At 33.5% G+C, this 20,073-nt stretch carries 16 protein-coding genes; 4 read left to right on the forward strand and 12 right to left on the reverse strand.

Translation table 11 applies throughout. The features are described from left to right. Positions 1 to 123: 123 nt before the first annotated feature. The 4 genes from hppD to uvrC form a co-directional block, all read right to left on the reverse strand. The gene (gene hppD, locus DMZ43_RS03410) at positions 124 to 1,284 is read right to left on the reverse strand and encodes a 4-hydroxyphenylpyruvate dioxygenase (protein WP_131506222.1); all 1,161 of its coding nucleotides are present in this window, start codon (positions 1,282 to 1,284) and stop codon (positions 124 to 126) included. Between the two features lie 126 nt (positions 1,285 to 1,410). Then, positions 1,411 to 2,568, reverse strand: a complete 1,158-nt coding sequence (locus DMZ43_RS03415) for a homogentisate 1,2-dioxygenase (RefSeq protein WP_131506223.1) — start codon at positions 2,566 to 2,568, stop codon at positions 1,411 to 1,413. Between the two features lie 217 nt (positions 2,569 to 2,785). Continuing rightward, positions 2,786 to 5,023, reverse strand: a complete 2,238-nt coding sequence (locus DMZ43_RS03420) for a patatin-like phospholipase family protein (protein ID WP_131506224.1) — start codon at positions 5,021 to 5,023, stop codon at positions 2,786 to 2,788. Then, a complete protein-coding gene (gene uvrC, locus DMZ43_RS03425; RefSeq protein ID WP_131506225.1) occupies positions 5,023 to 6,813 on the reverse strand; it encodes an excinuclease ABC subunit UvrC in 1,791 nt (596 codons plus the stop codon). The genes DMZ43_RS03420 and uvrC overlap by 1 nt, the downstream gene beginning before the upstream one ends. A 114-nt stretch (positions 6,814 to 6,927) precedes the next feature. Between uvrC and DMZ43_RS03430 the strand changes: the two genes are divergently transcribed. The 4 genes from DMZ43_RS03430 to DMZ43_RS03445 are packed head-to-tail and all read left to right on the forward strand — an operon-like array spanning position 6,928 to position 9,775. After that, positions 6,928 to 7,371, forward strand: coding sequence for a RimK/LysX family protein (locus tag DMZ43_RS03430; protein ID WP_129759583.1), 444 nt, complete (start codon positions 6,928 to 6,930; stop codon positions 7,369 to 7,371). Beyond that, positions 7,349 to 8,224 (forward strand): 30S ribosomal protein S6--L-glutamate ligase, encoded by an 876-nt coding sequence (gene rimK / locus DMZ43_RS03435; protein WP_129759584.1) that lies wholly within the window; start codon positions 7,349 to 7,351, stop codon positions 8,222 to 8,224. Before DMZ43_RS03430 ends, rimK begins: the two co-directional genes overlap by 23 nt. Beyond that, on the forward strand, positions 8,221 to 9,231 hold the full coding sequence (locus tag DMZ43_RS03440) for a succinylglutamate desuccinylase/aspartoacylase family protein (RefSeq protein ID WP_131506226.1): 1,011 nt from the start codon (positions 8,221 to 8,223) through the stop codon (positions 9,229 to 9,231). The genes rimK and DMZ43_RS03440 overlap by 4 nt, the downstream gene beginning before the upstream one ends. After that, positions 9,200 to 9,775 carry a 5-formyltetrahydrofolate cyclo-ligase gene (locus DMZ43_RS03445; protein WP_131506227.1) on the forward strand — a complete coding sequence of 192 codons (576 nt, stop codon included), beginning with the start codon at positions 9,200 to 9,202 and terminating at the stop codon, positions 9,773 to 9,775. Before DMZ43_RS03440 ends, DMZ43_RS03445 begins: the two co-directional genes overlap by 32 nt. Here DMZ43_RS03445 and DMZ43_RS03450 read toward each other — a convergent pair. The 8 genes from DMZ43_RS03450 to DMZ43_RS03485 form a co-directional block, all read right to left on the reverse strand. Next, the gene (locus DMZ43_RS03450) at positions 9,759 to 10,418 is read right to left on the reverse strand and encodes a hypothetical protein (RefSeq protein WP_131506228.1); all 660 of its coding nucleotides are present in this window, start codon (positions 10,416 to 10,418) and stop codon (positions 9,759 to 9,761) included. The genes DMZ43_RS03445 and DMZ43_RS03450 overlap by 17 nt on opposite strands. 14 nt (positions 10,419 to 10,432) lie before the next feature. Further along, positions 10,433 to 12,319, reverse strand: a complete 1,887-nt coding sequence (locus DMZ43_RS03455) for a hypothetical protein (RefSeq protein ID WP_131506229.1) — start codon at positions 12,317 to 12,319, stop codon at positions 10,433 to 10,435. Positions 12,320 to 12,351: 32 nt separating this feature from the next. After that, positions 12,352 to 12,966, reverse strand: coding sequence for a lipoprotein signal peptidase (locus DMZ43_RS03460; RefSeq protein ID WP_131506230.1), 615 nt, complete (start codon positions 12,964 to 12,966; stop codon positions 12,352 to 12,354). 123 nt (positions 12,967 to 13,089) lie between these two features. Beyond that, positions 13,090 to 13,473: a TraR/DksA C4-type zinc finger protein gene (locus DMZ43_RS03465; protein ID WP_129759590.1), complete on the reverse strand. Its 384-nt coding sequence runs from the start codon at positions 13,471 to 13,473 to the stop codon at positions 13,090 to 13,092. 5 nt (positions 13,474 to 13,478) lie between these two features. Next, positions 13,479 to 16,883 (reverse strand): isoleucine--tRNA ligase, encoded by a 3,405-nt coding sequence (gene ileS / locus DMZ43_RS03470; protein ID WP_131506231.1) that lies wholly within the window; start codon positions 16,881 to 16,883, stop codon positions 13,479 to 13,481. A gap of 96 nt (positions 16,884 to 16,979) precedes the next feature. After that, positions 16,980 to 17,459 carry a hypothetical protein gene (locus DMZ43_RS03475; protein WP_131506232.1) on the reverse strand — a complete coding sequence of 160 codons (480 nt, stop codon included), beginning with the start codon at positions 17,457 to 17,459 and terminating at the stop codon, positions 16,980 to 16,982. An 11-nt stretch (positions 17,460 to 17,470) separates the two neighbouring features. After that, the gene (gene radA / locus DMZ43_RS03480; protein WP_131506233.1) at positions 17,471 to 18,832 is read right to left on the reverse strand and encodes a DNA repair protein RadA; all 1,362 of its coding nucleotides are present in this window, start codon (positions 18,830 to 18,832) and stop codon (positions 17,471 to 17,473) included. A 55-nt stretch (positions 18,833 to 18,887) separates the two neighbouring features. Then, entirely contained in the window at positions 18,888 to 20,036 is a 1,149-nt protein-coding gene (locus DMZ43_RS03485; RefSeq protein WP_131506234.1) for an alpha/beta hydrolase, read from the reverse strand. Positions 20,037 to 20,073 lie beyond the last annotated feature (37 nt).

Raw genomic sequence — 20,073 nt, forward strand, 5'->3', positions numbered from 1 at the left:
TTATTTGCTTACATTTTATTGTTATAAACTACAAATTACAATTACTGTTCCAAAAGTATTAAAACAAAAAAACTCCACAATATTTTAGCGGAGTTTTTTGATACTGCAATTGTTAAACATTTGTTATAATGTTCCGCGCTTTTCTTGCTCTCTTTCAATGGATTCGAACAAAGCTTTAAAGTTTCCTGCTCCAAAACCTCTTGCACCCATACGTTGAATAATTTCAAAGAATAACGTTGGTCTATCTTCTACTGGTTTTGTGAATATTTGTAATAGATAACCTTCTTCATCAGCATCAATCATGATACCTAAACTTTTTAACGTTTCGATATCTTCACGTAATTCATGACTAAATTCTTCTAAACGACCAGGAACCGCTCTGTAATACTCTTCTGGTGGAATAGATAAAAACTCAACACCTCGAGAACGCAACTGCGAAACTGTTGTTATGATATCATCTGTAGCTACAGCAATATGCTGAACACCTGGACCTTCATAAAAATCTAGATATTCTTCAATTTGCGAGCGTTTTTTTCCTTCAGCAGGTTCGTTTATTGGGAATTTAATGCGACCATTACCATTACTCATTACTTTACTCATTAAAGCAGAATATTCGGTGTGGATTTGCTTGTCATCAAAAGACAAGAAATTTACAAAGCCCATGACGTCTTCGTACCATTTTACCCAAGTATTCATTTCGCCCCAACCTACGTTACCAACCATGTGGTCAATATACTTTAAGCCAACTGGTTCTGGATTGTAATCAGATTCCCATTTCACAAACCCTGGCATAAACTGACCTTTATAGTTTTTACGTTCTACAAACATGTGAACGGTTTCGCCATATGTGTAAATACCTGCTCTTACAACTTCTCCAAACTCATCGGTTTCAACTGTTGGTTCCATGTAAGATTTTGCACCACGCGATGTGGTTTCTTCGTAAGCACTACGTGCATCTTCAACCCAAAGGGCAACTACTTTTACACCATCGCCATGTTTTACAATATGGTCGTTAATTGGGTGTTTTGAGTTTAATGGAGTGGTTAATACCAATCGTATTTTGTCCTGTTTTAAGACATAAGATACTGTGTCTTTACTTCCTGTTTCCAACCCTTTGTATGCGTAAGATTGAAACCCAAAAGCGGTTTTGTAAAAGTGTGCTGCTTGTTTGGCATTACCAACGTAAAATTCCACGTAGTCGGTTCCTAATAAAGGTAGAAAGTCTTCTGCGCCTTCAAATATTTTTTCCAGTCCGTAGTTTACTGATTCTATGTTTTTGCTCATTTTATTTATTTTTTAGCCCTGATTGAGGCAGTTTGTTGGAGCTCTTAAAAACTGTATCTCGACTGCGCTCGATAGGACAGTTTTTAAAGCGACTGCCGAAAGCAGGATTAGCTTCTTATTAATATGTTATTCTAACCAAGATTTAAAATAATCTTCGTCTGCTATTTTTAATGCGTCTTCGGTTACTTGTAAGGGTTTAAATGTATCAACCATTACTGCTAACTCGTCGGTTTTTATCTTACCAATGCTACGCTCTGTTGCTCCAGGATGTGGTCCATGCGGAATTCCTGCTGGATGCAGAGAAATATGTCCTGCGTCAATATCGTTTCGGCTCATGAAATCGCCATCTACGTAATACAATACCTCATCGCTATCTATATTGCTATGGTTGTAAGGTGCAGGAATTGCTTCTGGATGGTAATCGTACAGCCTTGGTACAAAACTGCATACCACAAAGGCATCGGTCTCGAAGGTTTGGTGTACTGGTGGTGGTTGGTGCACACGACCTGTTATAGGTTCGAAATCGTGAATTGAAAAGGCGTACGGATAATTGTAACCATCGTATCCAACAACATCAAAAGGATGAGTAGCATAAACCATATCAAAAATATCGCCTTGCTTTTTAACTTTCATTAAAAAGTCTCCTGTTTCGTTATGAGTTTCCAATTCTTGCGGTTGACGTAAATCGCGCTCACAAAATGGCGAATGCTCTAACAATTGCCCAAACCAGTTACGATACCGTTTTGGCGTGTAAATTGGACGACGAGACTCCACAATAAACAAACGGTTGTCTTCGGTATCGAAATCTATTTTATAGATGATTCCTCTTGGTACTAACAAATAGTCACCATATTTAAAATCGAGATTTCCTAAATGTGTTCGTAGTTTTCCGCTACCACGATGCACAAAAATAAGCTCGTCGGCATCGGTATTTTTGTAAAAATACTCTTTGGTAGATTGTTTTGGTGCTGCTAAAATAATACTACAATCGCTATTGGTTAACACCGTTTTTCGGCTTTCGAGATAATCGTTGATCTGTGGAATTTTAAATCCGTGAAGCCTATAGGATTGAATGTTATTTGCTTTGGCAATTTTAGGCGCTACACTGTATTGTTTTTTTATCTCTTTGACTTGTGTTGGCCTATGCTCGTGATACATATTGGTGGACATACCATCAAAACCGATGGTTCCAAATAATTGCTCGTAGTACAAGCTACCATCTGGTTTCCTAAACTGTGTATGTCGTTTATGTGGGATTTTCCCTAATTTATGATAAAAAGGCATTTTTTATATTTTAATGTTCTGATATTAAAAGTTTAAAGTTACAGAACAGTCGTTATTTAATTTATATAAAGATACAAAATATAAGATTTCTGTCTAAGCAGAAATTACAATAGAGCCTAATTATTCTGGGTTTCTCTTGATGAGAAAATGTAAGTGTAGTAATAAGTCTTCCCAAAATGGTTTCATGTCCTCAAATATCGAAAAATTTAAGCGATTATTAAAACCAAAACCCAATATTAAAGACCCAAATGCTTTTATTGTTCTCTGGAGACCATGTATACTTTGCTTCAAGCGGTCCTAAAAATGTTTCTACTGAATAACCTAAGGCATAACCACTGTAGTCAACCTTAGAAATCCACTCTCCGGATTCAAACAATCCATCTTCAATATTTGCATAGTTAGCAGCAGCTATTATATGGTGTTTTTTAAATAACTCATAGTCTAAGGTTATGGTTCCTTTTACAAAACTATTACCTGTTAAGGCAATGTTTTCATACCCATAGAATGAAATAAAATTATTGATAAAGTTATTACCATAACCACCGAGTGCAAAATCGAGTGTTTTGGTAGAGTCGTCACCAATTTTAAAGCCTCCTTGTGATAAAAGGTTTACCGCAAACTTATCAGAAAAACTAAACGCATATCCTATATCAGCTTTAGCTATTGAGAATTCAGAAAACTCCTTGTTAAAGTTTGAAGCGTGTAAATACAAATGAAAATCGCCATTAAAATAAAATCCTTTCTTTGGAAAATACTTATTACTATATGTGTCTAGCTTAAGTCCTCCAAACAAACTTAAATAATCGGTGTTTTCAAAAATGACCTCATCATCATCGCTTTGAAAATCGTCGATTATCGTTTCCGATTTAATTCTTAAACGCTTATGCTCTGCTCCAATACTAAATGCAAAGTCTTTTCTGAAAAGGGTTTGTAAATAAAATTGATTGGTTTGATCCTGTAATTCTACATCTAGTTTATTGATTCCTGTTAAGTCTTGCTCAGCATCATCTAGCAATAATTGTGCACTAATTCCCTTTTGAAATTGGTTAAATCTAGATCTTAAACCAATACTCCAGTAAAACCCTTTGTCAATAAAATATTCAAAATTATATCTAACATTATCTCCTAGAATAAAATCGAAAGAAGCTACATCGTTATCAAATAAAAATCGCTTTTTAGTAATGTTTACTAAAGCTGCACTTTTATAAAGATCGTCATAATGTAAACCCAGTTTTAAAAACGTAGTTGCTTTACTTTCCTTTAAGGTTGCATCTAAATCGTAACCATCAGAGTCTTTTGACTTTTTGAACTTGTATTGAAAGGCATCAAAATTATTGGTTGCAACCAAATTATTTACGCCACTATTAAAATCTTCATAGCTTACTTTAGAGTTTTGTTTTAATCTTAACTTTCCTAGCACATACGACCTCGTGTAGCGTTTATTACCATCAAAATTTACTGAATTAATAAGTATACTATCTGGTGATTTAACTACTTTGTGTTGTACTGATTTTTGATGTGTTTTTGCTAATGCCACAAGTTCATCAATCTTTTGACTTGCAGCATATTCTCCATTTTCCACAATTTGACTTCCTTCACTAAATGAAATTACAGTAAAGTCTTTAATGTCTGGTTTTATGTAAACATCTGTTTTCTTTACTTTAGACTTCATATCATTAATTGTTCGGTAATTATTGATTTGAAGTAATATATCAGGTGCTGAAGTCAACTCGTCCCTTGTAGCCAATCCATCTTGCACATCAACACCAATAATTATATCCATCCCTTTGGCTCTAAGCTCATCAATAGGATAATTGTTTACTACACCTCCATCAATAAGTAGTTGCCCATCAATCTCAACAGGCTGAAATAAAGACGGAAACGCTCCACTTGCTGTAATAGCTTTAGCTAAATTTCCTTTATCTAGAATTACCTCCTTACCAGTTTCTACATCAGTAGCAATACAAAAAAACGGAATAGGTAATTTTTGAAAATCATCAACCTCACTCACATGTAGCGTTAAATAGGTCAATAAATTATATACATTTTGCCCTCTTGAAATTGCTGAAGGCAACTTAAGTTTAAATTTATCAAACGGTAAGCTCACTGCATATTTTTCGGCATTATCGCGCTCGTAAAATGTTTTTGCTTCTCGCGGAAGATTATCGCTAATAACATCATCAAAATTTAGAGTTCTAAAAATTGAATCTAATTGTTTTCCTGTATAACCAGACGCATACAATGATCCAATAATTGCTCCCATACTGGTTCCCGCAACATGGTCTACTTTAATACCTAAGCTATCAATAACTTTTAAAACACCTATGTGTGCAAACCCTTTTGCTCCACCACCACTTAGCACTAAACCTATTTTAGGCTTGGTTTCTTCTACGTTTTCTTGAGCATAAAGTGATATATTAAAAAATATCAGTGCTATTAAGATTATATGCTTCATTAATTATGATAGTAATTATAAATTTTATCTGCTTTTGATTTACCTACTACATCTTCTAATTCATCTAGCTTTGCATTAGATACTCGACGAGCCGATTTAAATGTTTTTAAAAGCTCAACAACTGTTTTTTCTCCAATTCCTGGAATGGTTTCCAACTCAGTATTTAAAGCACTTTTGCTACGTTTGTTTCTGTGGTGTTCTATTCCAAAACGATGTGCTTCGTTACGTAATTGTTGAATGATTTTTAGGGTTTCACTTTTTTTATCTAAATATAAGGGAATTGGATCATCTGGATAAAATAATTCTTCTAAACGTTTTGCAATTCCGATGATTGCTATTTTTCCTCTCAACCCTAAAACATCCAAACTCTTTAAGGCAGAAGAGAGTTGTCCTTTTCCTCCATCAATAACAATTAATTGAGGTAAAGGTTGATCTTCGTCAAGCAAACGCTTGTATCGTCTAAACACTACTTCTTCCATAGACGCAAAATCGTCTGGTCCTTCAACTGTTTTTATATTAAAATGTCTGTAATCTTTTTTACTTGGTTTACCATCTTTAAACACAACACAAGCTGCAACAGGATTGGTTCCTTGTATGTTTGAGTTATCAAAACACTCAATATGTCTAGGTTCTTCACTTAAACGCAAATCGGCTTTCATTTGTGCCATAATCCTATTGACATGTCTATCAGGATCGGTAATTTTTACCTGCTTAAAGCGTTCCATTCGGTAATATTTGGCATTTCGAAGAGACAGGTCTAAAATGTGTTTTTTATCTCCTAGCTTAGGAATTGTTGTTTTTATATGTTCTCCAATATTCACCTTAAATGGCACATAAATTTCTTTTGACTTTGAATTAAAACGTTGTCTTAACTCGGTAATTGCCAATTCTAAAAGCTCAACATCAGTTTCTTGAAGTTTCTTTTTAATTTCTAATGTATGCGAACGAATAATTGACCCATAAGATAATTGTAAAAAATTGACATAGCCATAAGATTCATCACTTACAATGCTAAACACATCAACGTTGCTAATTTTTGGATTGACAATGGTAGATTTTGACTGGTAGTTTTCTAAAACTTCAATCTTTTCTTTTATTTTCTGTGCTTCTTCAAACTGCATGTCTTCAGCATAGTCTTTCATTTGCTGTTTAAACTGCGAAAGCGAATCTTTAAAATTTCCTTTAAGAATTTCTTTTATAGCATCAATGTTTGCGTGATACTCTGTTTCAGTTTCATAACCTTCACATGCACCTTTGCAATTTCCTAAATGGTATTCTAAACATACTTTATATTTATCGGCATCAATTTTTTCCTGTGACAAATCATAATTACAAGTTCTTAATTGAAAAAGCCCTTTTATAAGGTTAAGCAATGTAGAAACTGTCTTCATACTTGTATAAGGACCAAAGTACTCACTACCATCTTTTATGACTCTTCTGGTAGAAAACACTCTTGGAAAACGCTCATTCTTAATACAAATCCATGGGTAAGATTTGTCGTCTTTGAGCATAACATTGTAACGAGGTTGGTATTTTTTAATAAGATTATTCTCCAGCAACAACGCATCGGTTTCGGTATCAACAACAATATGCTTTATAGTTGCAATTTTTTTTACCAACACTCTGGTTTTACCATAATCGTGCTGTTTATTGAAGTAAGAGCTTACACGTTTCTTTAAGTTTTTGGCTTTACCTATGTACAAAATCTTGCCATCACTATCAAAATACTGATATACACCAGGTTGATTTGGTAGGGTTTTTAGCTGAATTTCTAGTGATGTATTGCTCATTACTTCAAAGGTAAATATTTTAATTTTTTAGCGTGAAAAATTTATGATTTTTAAAATTTTTTGAATTAACTTATTTACTACATTGCGCCACTTTTTTAAAACGTAAAAAAACACATGACAAAACAAATTATTGGCAGAATTGACAGAGTAGATTTTCCTACGCTAGGTCTTTTTAGCATTGATGTTAAGATAGATACAGGTGCTTACACCTCTGCCATACATTGTTCAAAAATTATTGAAAAAGACAACAAACTTTTTTGCACATTTTACAGTGCTGGTCATCCTAATTTTAGCGGAAAAGAAGTTGTGTTTGACAGCTATACTCGTACTGACGTAAAAAGTAGCAATGGTTTTAAGGAAAATAGATTTAAAATAAAATCAACCATTATATTTTTTGGTAAAACGTATAAGATTAACTTAACTTTAAGCACTAGAGATGATATGAAATTTCCTGTACTCATTGGCAGACAGTTTTTGAGCAAGAAATTTCTTGTTGACGTTAATCAACAAAATGTATCATACAATACCAGCATCCATGAACATTGTCATTCTATCTAGAAATTCGCATTTGTATTCAACACGTCGATTAATCGATGAAGGAGAAAAAAGAGGTCATATCGTTGAAGTTATTGACCCTTTAAAATGTGATATTATTATTGAAAAAGAAAAACCAACCATCTATTATAAAGATAGATATTTGGATTATGTAGATGCTATCATTCCTCGAATTGGAACTTCGGTAACCTTTTACGGTTGCGCTGTAGTAAGACAGTTTGAAATGATGAATGTATTTACAACTGTAACCTCTGATGCCATTGTACGTTCAAGAGATAAGTTGCGCAGTTTACAACGCCTAAGTAAAGCTGGTGTTGGTATGCCAAAAACGGTTTTCACTAACTACTCTAGAGACGTTGAAGAAGTTATTGAACATGTTGGCGGAACACCTGTAATTATTAAACTTTTAGAAGGCACACAAGGTTTAGGAGTTGTTTTAGCTGAAACGAAAAACGCTGCCGAATCAGTGTTGGAGGCCTTTAATGGTTTACAAGCAAGAGTTATTGTTCAAGAGTTTATTAAAGAAGCAAAAGGAGCCGATTTAAGAGCTTTAGTTGTTGATGGACATGTGGTTGGTGCCATGAAACGCCAAGGTAAAGAAGGCGAATTTAGGTCTAACTTACATAGAGGCGGAACTGCTGAAGTAGTAAAACTAGACGATGCTGAACTACGATTAGCAATGCAAGCATCTCGCGCTTTAAAATTACCTGTTTGCGGTGTTGATATGCTGCAATCGGCAAGAGGACCTTTGTTATTGGAAGTCAACTCTACTCCAGGACTTGAAGGCATTGAAGGTGCAACAGGGAAAAATATAGCAAAAGCTATTATCACTTATATAGAAAGAAACAGAACATGACCTACAAACAGAGGAAAGTAATAACAATTTTAGGACGCGATATTAAAGTTGGCGAAAGCTGTGAACTTAGTTTTGGTGTTGCTAATTTGCATACTTCCTCTAGTGTTGATGTTCCTGTAATTATTGAACGTTCTAAAAAACCTGGACCTGTAGTTTTATTTACCGCAGGTATTCATGGTGATGAAGTTAATGGTGTTGAAATTGTACGTCAAATTATAGCAAAAGGCATCAATAAACCTAAGTGCGGAACTATTGTATGCCTACCTGTAATTAATGTGTTTGGGTTTATTAATCTCAACAGAGAGTTCCCAGACGGAAGAGATTTAAACCGTGTATTTCCAGGCACAAAAAAAGGCTCTTTGGCTAGTAGAGTTGCCAATAAATTAGTTACCGAAGTTATTCCTGATGTAGATGTTGTAGTCGACTTTCATACTGGAGGAGCAGGTCGTTTTAATGCACCTCAAATGCGTATTGTAAAAAACAATCCTGAGCTTGATTTACTAGCAAACATTTTTAATGCACCTTTTGTACTGTACTCAAAAAACATTAAAAAATCGTTTAGAAGCGTGTTAAGCAAACATGGTAAACCTGTACTATTGTTTGAAGGCGGAAAATCTAATCATATTGATAACAACATTACCAATACTGGTGTAAATGGAGCTAAACGCGTCTTAAATCATTTAGGTATGTTATCTACAAAGTTTAAGGTGTCTAAACCTAAAAACAATCCTGTTTATATTTTAGACAGTCGTTGGCAACGTGCAAATATTTCAGGTATGTTTAGAGCTTCAGTTCAAATAAGTTCTGAAGTGACTAAAGGAGATATTATTGGTAATATTACTGACCCTTACGGAAAATTCAACCATTTTGTGAGAGCTTCTTTTTCGGGTTATATTATTAATGTTAATGAATCTCCTATTGTATATCAAGGTGATGCCCTTTTTCATATTACCACTAAATTAAAACCCTCTTCAAGTGAAAAAAGCCACCTTAAGAGCAACTTATAAACAAAAACGCAACGCTTTAACACTAGATGATGTTGATGATTTGAGTCTTCAAATTGCAAATGCGTTACTCCAATTAGATATTTGGGACAAATCGTTTTATCATATTTTTTTATCTATTGAAGAACAAAAGGAAATCAATACCGATTTTATTTTAAATATACTCTCTGGAAAAGATAAAAACATAGTGATTTCAAAAAGTGATTTCAACACGTATGAAATGACTCATTTTCTATTAACTGATGCAACGATTATTAAGAAAAACCATTATAATATCCCAGAACCAGTTGATGGTATTGCAATTCCTTCGGAAAAAATAGATGTTGTTTTTGTTCCGCTTTTAGCTTTTGATAAACAAGGTCATCGTGTAGGTTATGGCAAAGGATTTTATGATAAATTCTTGTCGCAATGCAACCCTGAAACACTAAAAATTGGACTGTCTTTTTTTGAAGCAGAAACCCAAATTGAAGACACTTTTGAAAGTGACGTAACTTTAGATTATTGCGTGACGCCTAAAACCATATATAGGTTTAATTGCTCTCTTTAATTTTTCGGATTAACTCATCATCAATTACATTAGTGTTTAATCTTATATATTTAAATGAACTAACTATAGAATCGTTAAACTCAATTATTAACACTTTGTCTTTGTGAGAATAAACTATTCCTTTTTCAAAGACTAAATAATCTTTTCCAAATTTAGATTCTATATCTTTTTTTGTGGTTCCAACAAGGTTTGCTTTCTTTAAACTTACATCTTTATTAGAAATCTTTAGCTCTATCAATATTTCTGTTGAATCGTCATACTTGTGTTTGCTTTCTCCATATTTAAAGACAACTAGTTTATTAATTCCAAGCTTACCTCCTTCTTTTTCTGTTATAAAATTGTATTTATAAAAAATTGAATCTTTAAATTTTGGGGAGAAGTAGTAATTCATTCCATTAGTAACTGTTGTAGTGACATTTCTCTTTTTGTCGCTTTTAAATTTCTGTAAATCTATTGGATTTTTTAAAAATTCAACTAAACTAGAGTTAACATCTAATTTTGGCGTTTTAACAACTTCATTTTTTTCAATTGGAATTTCGCGATATTTCTTTTGAACATGAAAAAACATGCTAACCAAATAAATCAAAACTGAAATTACAAGAACCAAAAAAATAATTATCAATATGTCTTTAGACTTTTTCAAACCATTAATGACACTTAATTTTCACAACTCTCACAATAGGTTGTTCTTAAATAACTATCTTCCAACAACTGAAATGTAACTCCACCTTCACCATAAGGATTAAACAATTTACAATAGCGTGTTTTGTTCATGTTTAATGCATTTAGCATAATAGTTCTATAATCTGATGTTTGTGTAAGTTCAGGATTTATGATGGTTAAATTCAAATAGTAAAACAGCAAGTTTTCGTCAATATCAATGCTTTTTGCTTTTGGGCTTAATAGTTCCACAGCCATATCAGTATTAGCGTAATAGCTAAAAAACTGCGCTAAACTTAGATAATCATAGTCTGATAAATAAAAATTTTTATAACTGTTTTTAATATACGAAACAGCTTTGTCCTTGTTGGCATAATCGCGTTTTCGCATTAAATTTTCAGCTTCAATAATATGATAATTCACCAGCATTCTAGAGATTAGTTCCTGATTAATACCATATGTTTTTAAAGCATTTATTTTGCTTTTAAGTTTGTTTTTATCAATATCCATTGCTTTGTATCGCCACAACTTAAGCTCAATAGCTGCAATGTTGTACTTTACACGTTTGTCTTTTGGTGACAGTTTTTCTAGCTGTTGCAATTCGTTATAAACAATTACTATTTGAGGCTCTTCCAACATATATTTCATTGCTGAATTTTTATTCAAAAACGTAAGGTATTTTAATTGATTTGGTACTTGAAGTTTACCTATATGATCTGGTGAAACTTCTTTGCTCTTTAATTTTTCGAAAAGCGAATTTTGAATTTGCAATGCCTCATCAAGTTGGTCTTGGGTTAGTGCTGTATTAAACTTGTTTACCAGTTCTGTTCCACTCAAATCCTTGTACTTGTCCTTTTTTTCAAGTTCCAACTCCACTAAAGCTTTTCGATGGTTTTTTAAAATTGGTTCCATTTCAGTAGACAAACTACCAACGAGTTTTGCTTTAATTTCTGATTTACTTAACTCTTTTAAATCACTGTATTTGGTATTTTCAATAGCATTTAGAAATTCCACCCAATTCTCAGAAGACGAAATGTCATTTTTTATAGATGGTTTTTGAAACGATTGTAGTGCATTCGCAATACTTGCTGCACGCTGTTGCTGTAGTTCTATATTACGTTCCAAGCTACCTTCAACCGATGCATAAGCTTTTATTTTTATTGCTTTTATGTAATAATCGGTTAAGCGAAGTGAATCATAAATAGGTTTAATATCTTCAGGAGAGTATTCTGATTTATTCTTTTCAAAAGGAATTTTAAACTTTAAGGTTTTATTCTTTATAATGTAAGCGTCCTTAGCGTTGGCTTTTATCTGTTTTGCATTATAGGTTACAGAATCTAGATACATTCCCATATCCAATAAATCCCAAGGGTAAGACTCTAGATCATAAATTACATAATATTGACACAGGTTTTTATCGCTTAAAAAGAGAATATTAAACTCTAGTTCTTTATTCATAAGGTTTGCAGGAATACGACCTACTAAAACCCTATATGATGTTTCACTGCTTTTTTTAAGACCTGCTTTTAGCTTTTTAGCATATACAGGTGGTAAAAGTGTTCCTTTAATTTGCACTTGTTCTATTGACGCTACACTACAAGCATAACGGTCTTTATCTACTATATCTATAGCAATTCCGTCGGTTATATTTGTAAAAAGAGCATTGAACCATTCTTTATCATTGGTTTCAAAAAACAGATTAGAGTTTTCACGTTTTATTGCAAACTTTGATTCTTTAGGTCTGTTTACAAAAGCCTGATTGAACTTTTGACAAACTTGTTGCTCGCCTTGATTAGGAAAATGTATTCCGAAATAATTTTGGGAATGTAAAGTATTAGCACAATAAACGAATACAAAAAGACTTAAAAAATGTTTTAGCTTCATAAAAGAATGATTTTTAAGAAACTAATATAAGCTTAATTGAACGCTTTTTTATTAAAGAAGATTAAAATTCCTATTCCAGTACTTATTGCCATATCAGCAATATTAAAAACAGGTTCAAAAAATGTAAAGTACTTTCCGCCATAAAACGGAATCCAATTAGGCAAAACACCTTTCCAAATAGGAAAATGAAGCATATCTACAACCTTACCATGAAATAACGAATCGTAACCACCATCTTGCGGTAAAAATGAGGCAACCTGGTTAGAGCTAGAATCGAATAAAACACCATAAAATACTGAATCTATAATGTTACCTAAAGCACCAGCAAATATTAAAGAAACTGCAATGGTTAGTGTTTTGGATGCATTTTTTTTAACCGAAGTTACTAGCCAATATCCAATACCAACAACAGCTACTATTCTAAAAAGTGTTAGGCAAAGTTTAGCTGTTCTATCAGAAATAAAAGTAACAAAATCGCTGAGTTTAGTTCCCCAAGCCATTCCATCGTTTTCAACAAATACTATTTGAAACCAATCAAAAACTATTGCTCTTTCGGTTAGTGAAAAATTCGTTTTAATGTATACTTTACTTATTTGGTCAATAAGTAGTATTACAATTATTAAGAGTGTTGCTTTTTTTAATGACATATTTGGGTGCAAAAATAAACTATTATTTTATTAAAAATAAAAACGTCTTGCCATGAGCAAGACGCTAATTATAGTTACTTAAACTCGTTACAATATCACGAGGTTCTCACTTTTATGAGAATGTTATTGTTGCATATTTTTAGCTTCAATACTAAGTGTAGCATGTGGCACAAGCTTTAAACGTTCTTTATTGATAAGCTTTCCTGTAACACGACAAATGCCATAAGTTTTATTTTCTATTCTAATAATAGCATTTTTTAAATCGCGAATGAATTTTTCCTGACGAATAGCCAACTGTGAGTTTGCTTCTTTACTCATTGTTTCACTACCTTCTTCAAAGGCTTTAAACGTTGGAGAGGTATCATCAGTACCATTATTGAGGTCATTCATATAAGCACTTTTAATTAATTCTAAATCGTGCTCTGCTTTATCTATTTTCTCTTGTATTAAAGCTTTAAATTCTGCTAAATCTTTATCAGAGTATCTTACGTTTGTTTCTGCTGCCATATTCTCTAATGTTTTTGAATAAACAATTTGGTATTTACATCATCAAAAGCAATTTCTATACCATTGTTTACAGTGTCCATAATTTCAAGTTCTTCGGTTAAAGTTTCTGTTTTGATATACTCAAGATTTGTATCTATGGCTTTAACAATATTATCATCTTTTTGAAGTACAACATTAATTCTGTCTGTAACTTCAAAGCCTGAATCTTTACGTAAATTTTGAATACGGTTTACGAGCTCACGAGCAATCCCTTCTCTTCGTAAATTATCAGTAAGTGTAACATCGAGTGCTACTGTTAAAGCACCTTCGTTAGCAACAAGCCAACCTTCGATATCTTGAGATGTTATCTCAACATCAGCGAGTTCTAAAGTAATGTTTTTTCCGTTAACTTCAACATCTAAAACACCATTTTGCTCGATTTTTTTAATATCTTCTGAAGTAAACTTAGAAATTGCTCCAGCAATAAGCTTCATATCTTTACCAAAACGTGGTCCTAACGCTTTAAAATTAGGCTTTATTTGTTTTACTAAAATGTCTGAAGCGTCGCTTAACAATTCAATTTCTTTAATGTTAACTTCATGTTTTATTAAATCGGCAACTGCAAGAATTTCTTCCTTTTGTTGTTCACTATCAACAGGAATCATAATTTTTTGCAATGGTTGACGCACTTTAATCTTCTCCTTTGCTCTTAACGACAATACCAACGACGATATTGTTTGCGCATTCTCCATTTTACGTTCTAAACTTTTATCTACAAAGCTTTCATCGTATTTTGGAAACTCTGCCAAATGTACACTCTCAAAGTTTTCTTTTTGTGTTACTTGTGTTAAGTCTTGGTAAAGTTTATCCATATAAAATGGTGCAATTGGCGCGCCTAATTTAGCAAGCGTTACCATACAGGTATAAAGCGTTTGATAAGCCGAAATTTTATCGGTTTGGTAATCGCCTTTCCAAAAACGTCTTCTACTTAAACGCACATACCAGTTACTTAAATATTCTTGTGTAAAGTCTGATATAGCTCTTGCTGCTCTTGTAGGTTCGTATTCTGCATAAAACTCATCTACCTTCTTGATAAGCGTATGTAGTTCAGATAAAATCCAACGGTCTAACTCTGGACGTTCTTCTAAAGGAATATCAGCTTCGCTATAATTGAATTTATCTAAATTGGTATATAAACTAAAGAATGAGTAGGTATTGTAAAGTGTTCCGAAGAATTTACGTTTTACTTCCTCAATGCCATCTACATCAAATTTTAGGTTATCCCAAGGGTTTGCGTTTGAAATCATGTACCAACGTGTGGCATCAGCACCATAAGTTGATAAGGTTTCAAAAGGATCTGTAGCATTACCTAAACGTTTAGACATTTTTTGTCCGTTTTTGTCTAATACCAATCCGTTAGACACTACGTTTTTATAAGCTACCGAATCAAACACCATCGTTCCAATAGCATGTAGCGTATAGAACCAACCACGTGTTTGGTCAACACCTTCTGCGATAAAATCGGCAGGGAATGAAGTGTTGTTGTCTATTTTTTCTTTGTTTTCAAACGGATAATGCCATTGTGCATAAGGCATAGAACCTGAATCAAACCAAACATCAATTAAGTCGCTTTCGCGCTTCATTGGTTGTCCTGATGGTGACACAAGCACAATTTCATCTACAATGTTTTTATGTAAATCTAACTTTGCATAGTTTTCTTCGGAATTGTTTCCTACTTCAAAATCAGCAAAAATATCAGCTTTCATTACGCCAGCCTCAACAGCTTTAGCCATTTCAGCTTTTAGTTCTTCAACCGAACCAATACAGATTTCTTCTTTACCATCTTCGGTTCTCCAAATTGGCAACGGAATTCCCCAATAACGCGAACGCGATAAGTTCCAATCGTTGGCATTAGCAAGCCAATTTCCAAAACGACCAGTTCCTGTTGCTTTTGGTTTCCAGTTAATGGTTTCATTCAATTCAAACATTCTGTCCTTAACATCGGTTACTTTAATAAACCAAGAATCTAACGGATAGTATAGAATTGGCTTATCAGTTCTCCAACAGTTAGGATAGCTGTGTTTGTATTTTTCAACCTTAAAGGCTTTATTTTCGGTTTTTAATTTGATAGCTAACTCTACATCAACTGATTTTTCAGGAGCTTCGCCATCATTATAATATTCGTTTTTTACATATTTACCTGCAAATTCACCCATTTCTGGACGGAATTTACCTTGTAAATCTACTAAAGGCACCAAGTTTCCATTGGCATCTTTTACTAACATTGGTGGCACTTCTGGTGTTGCTTGTTTAGCAACCAAAGCATCATCTGCACCAAAAGTTGGCGCTGTATGAACAATACCAGTACCATCTTCAGTCGTTACGAAATCTCCAGCAATAACTCTAAAGGCATTTTCAGGATTGTCGTTTGGTAACGCATAAGGCAATAATTGCTCATACGTAATACCTACTAAATCGGCTCCTTTAAATTCTTTTACAACGTAGTATGGTATTTTCTTGTCTCCAGATGAATATTCTAATAATTCTGGTTTTGTTTCAACACGCTTAAACTTTCCGTCAAATTGCTTGTTAACTAACGGTTTTGCTAGCACAACGTTAATTGGTTCAAACGTATATTGGTTATAGGTTTCAACTAAAACATAATTTATTTTAGGGCCAACCGTTAAAGCTGTATTACTTGGAAGCGTCCAAGGTGTGGTAGTCCAAGCCAAGAAATGAATAGTTCCTTCGTTTTGTAAAAAGTCAGGAAGCGATGCTTCATTAGCTTTAAACTGCGCAACAACCGTTGTATCTGTTACATCTTGATAGGTTCCTGGTTGGTTCAACTCATGCGAACTTAATCCTGTACCAGCTTTTGGCGAATATGGTTGAATGGTATAACCTTTATACAACAAACTTTTGTTGTATATCTGCTTTAGTAACCACCAAACCGATTCCATGTATTTAGGTTCGTAGGTGATGTATGGATCGTCCATATCAACCCAGTAACCCATTTTTTGAGTCAGGTCATTCCAAACATCGGTATAACGCATAACCGCTTTACGGCAGGCAGCGTTGTAATCTTCAACCGAAATGGTTTTACCAATATCTTCTTTTGTAATTCCCAATTCTTTTTCCACACCTAACTCAATAGGTAATCCGTGGGTATCCCAACCAGCTTTACGTTTTACTTGGAAACCTTTCATGGTTTTGTAGCGCGGAAAAATATCTTTGATAGCACGTGCTAAAACGTGGTGTACACCAGGTAAACCGTTTGCAGAAGGAGGCCCTTCAAAAAACACAAATGGTTTAGCGTTTTCACGTGTGGTTACACTTTTTTCAAATACGTTATTTTCTTGCCAATAATTACCAATTTCTTCAGCAACTTTTGGTAAGTCAAGACCTTTATATTCAGGGAATTTCTTACTCATTATATCATTAATTCGTTTCGACGTGCGAAATTAATGATTTTTAGTAAAATAGTCATTGAAATGGTCTAAAACTATTTTGTATACAATCTAAAGGAATCAATGTGTTTTCTCAAAGTCTCTTTTAAATATTTCAGCCTTTTTAGAAAGTCTAGCAAATTCCCTTGCATGCTCTACTGTAGATCCTTTTGTTGTAAAGTATAGATATTGAGGATAAGAAGCTTCCGTTTCACCAACTAAAACGAAATAAAATTCACCATTTTTAAAGTAATAATTTTCAACTAGTGTCTTATCAGTTATTTCTATATTCTTTATCCTAAAGAGTTCATTTGTTTTCTCATTATAGAATACAGAATGTTTAAATCTTCCAACATCTTTAAATCCTAATGTATCTGTCAACGCTCCTTCTGTAATCTCTTGCTTTAAATTTTTATTGTTTTTAACCTCTTTTTCGTAATTTTTAAATGCTATTATTTCTTCTTTTAAATCTTCAAAAGACTTAACACTGTTAGCTTCTCGGGTAATTTTTGGACTACATGAAGCAAAAATTAAAAAAACAATTACTATTCTTATTTTCATTTGATTTTTTTTTAAACAATAAAATCTACCAAATCCTCAATTTTCGAAATCAATTGAATCTTGATAACTGTATTCTTGAGTGAGATTTTATTGTATTTAGATACGAAAATAGTTGAAAACCCTAATTTTTCAGCCTCTAAAATACGTTGCTCAACACGTTGAACAGGTCTAATTTCACCAGACAAACCAACCTCAGCAGCAAAACAAAAATCGCTTTGCAAAGCCTCGTCTTCATTAGATGATAAAATGGCAGCTACAACCGCTAAATCTATTGCAGGATCATCAACAGTAATACCACCTGTGATGTTTAGAAAGACATCTTTTGCACCTAAGCGAAAACCAGCTCGTTTTTCTAAAACCGCTAAAAGCATGTTTAAGCGTTTTGCATTAAAACCTGTGGCGCTACGCTGTGGCGTACCATAAACCGCTGTACTTACCAAAGCTTGCACTTCTATCATTAAAGGTCGCATACCTTCTAGAGTTGCTGCAATAGCGTTACCACTTAAGGCTTCATCTTTTTCTGAAATTAATATCTCGCTTGGGTTGGTAACTTCTCGTAAACCAGAACCTTGCATTTCGTAAATTCCGAGTTCGTTAGTAGACCCAAATCGGTTTTTATTGGCTCTAAGGATTCTAAACACATGATTTCGGTCACCTTCAAATTGTAAAACCGTATCCACCATGTGCTCCAATATTTTTGGACCAGCTATATTACCATCTTTGGTGATATGACCAATCAAAATTACAGGTGTTGCAGTTTCCTTGGCAAATTTGATAAGCTCTGTAGTACACTCCTTAATTTGCGAAATACTACCTGAAGACGACTCGATATAATCGCTATGCAATGTTTGAATAGAATCTACAACAACAATATCTGGTTCTAACTCTTCAATTTGCCTAAAAATGTTTTGTGTTTTGGTTTCGGTTAAAATATAACAATTGCTACTGTTTGGGTTAATACGTTCGGCACGCATTTTTATTTGCTTTTGGCTTTCTTCACCTGAAACATAAAGTGTTTTGTATGGTAATTTTAAAGCTATTTGAAGTAGTAACGTGCTTTTTCCAATTCCAGGTTCGCCTCCTAAAAGCGTTAACGATCCAGGAACCAATCCACCACCTAAAACACGATTAAACTCATGGTCTTGGGTGTTTAAACGTGCTTCTTGGGCTGTGTCAATTTCATTGATCAATAACGGTTTTGAAACGCGTTTTGTTGAAGCCTTTTCGGGAGTTTTCCAGTCGCTTTTTTCTGGTTTTTGAATGAGTTCTTCAGCAATGGTATTCCACTCTTTACAGGCTGTACATTGTCCTTGCCATTTAGAGTATTGTGCGCCACAATTTTGACAGAAAAATGTTGTTTTTACTTTAGCCATTAACCTTTCCTAACAACCTCTCCAAAGGAGAAGGAATTTATATTTTTATTATAATTTAGTACCCAAAATCTGCTTTAATCTCATCTGCCTTTTCTAGCATTAAGTCTTTTGTGATGCCTCCTATTTCTTCTAAAATATAAGCAGACCTATAAGTTTTCATTGCTTTTTTAGGCTCTCCTGTTTGCTCATAAAACTGAGCTAAATAATAATGTCCTAAAAGTGTATCAGGATATTCTTTTCTGGCAATTTTGCCTAAATCTTCAAAATAGTCCCACTGCTCTTTCTTTTTAATAGCAGCTTCAATGGCTCTAAAATCGTTTACAAGAATTTTCTTATCAATTCCAAAAAGGTCTTTTATTGTGGTGTATTTTTCCTGAAGGTATTCTACTGGAGAAGAGTCTAGTTTTAAGATACTTTCGGTATATTCTTTTTTACTAATAGGTTGAAACACAAAAAAGATACTTTCTAAAGCTTTAGGAATTGCATGAGCTGGTAAAGCATAATGAGAAGGCCCTTCAAAAGTATCAAAATTATATAATAGGTTTTTATTGTCTAAACCTGTTAAACTTTTATTTAAAGCTTCGGTTCCCTCTTTTATTGAACCAACGTCGTTGGTTGATGTTGCTAAATAATAAAAAATCTTGTTCTCTAATTTTCCAAATCTTTCAGCTAAATACTCATTCATATTTGGTGCTAAATCTGGACTAATAGTAATGTAAGCTTGAAATAGCGGAACGTCTTTCAGTAAATAATAATTAATGAAATTAGCGGTTTCTCCATGACCTACTGCTACTCTAAAGTTTTCAGTTTTGTACGATTTGTTCAAATACGGAATAAGTTCCATACCTACAAATTCAAAGAACGCTGCACCTGTTTCAATTGGAAGCGAATTTTGTTCAGAATACATACAATCGTCAAACCTTTTATCGGCTTGCTTGATACCTACAACAATAGCTTCAGGAATATCTTCCCAATAGGAATAATAATCTACATTTCCAGCTACTGCCTCAAACAAATAATCCCCATCCATAACAATGATTAACGGATATTTTTTATTGTCATCATCACTATAACCTCTTGGTAATAGTATTTTTAACTGTCTATCTTCTCCTAGTTTTTCAGAAAAAATAGATTCGTAATTAGCTTGTGAATAAATTGTGTTTGCTGAAAAACACAACAGCATTAGCAGGATAAGTTTTTTCATGGTTAGCCTATTAAAAATTGTTACTGCAAGGTAAACA

The organism is Meridianimaribacter sp. CL38, from assembly GCF_004328055.1.
GTDB classification, from domain to species: Bacteria; Bacteroidota; Bacteroidia; order Flavobacteriales; family Flavobacteriaceae; genus Gaetbulibacter_B; species Gaetbulibacter_B jejuensis.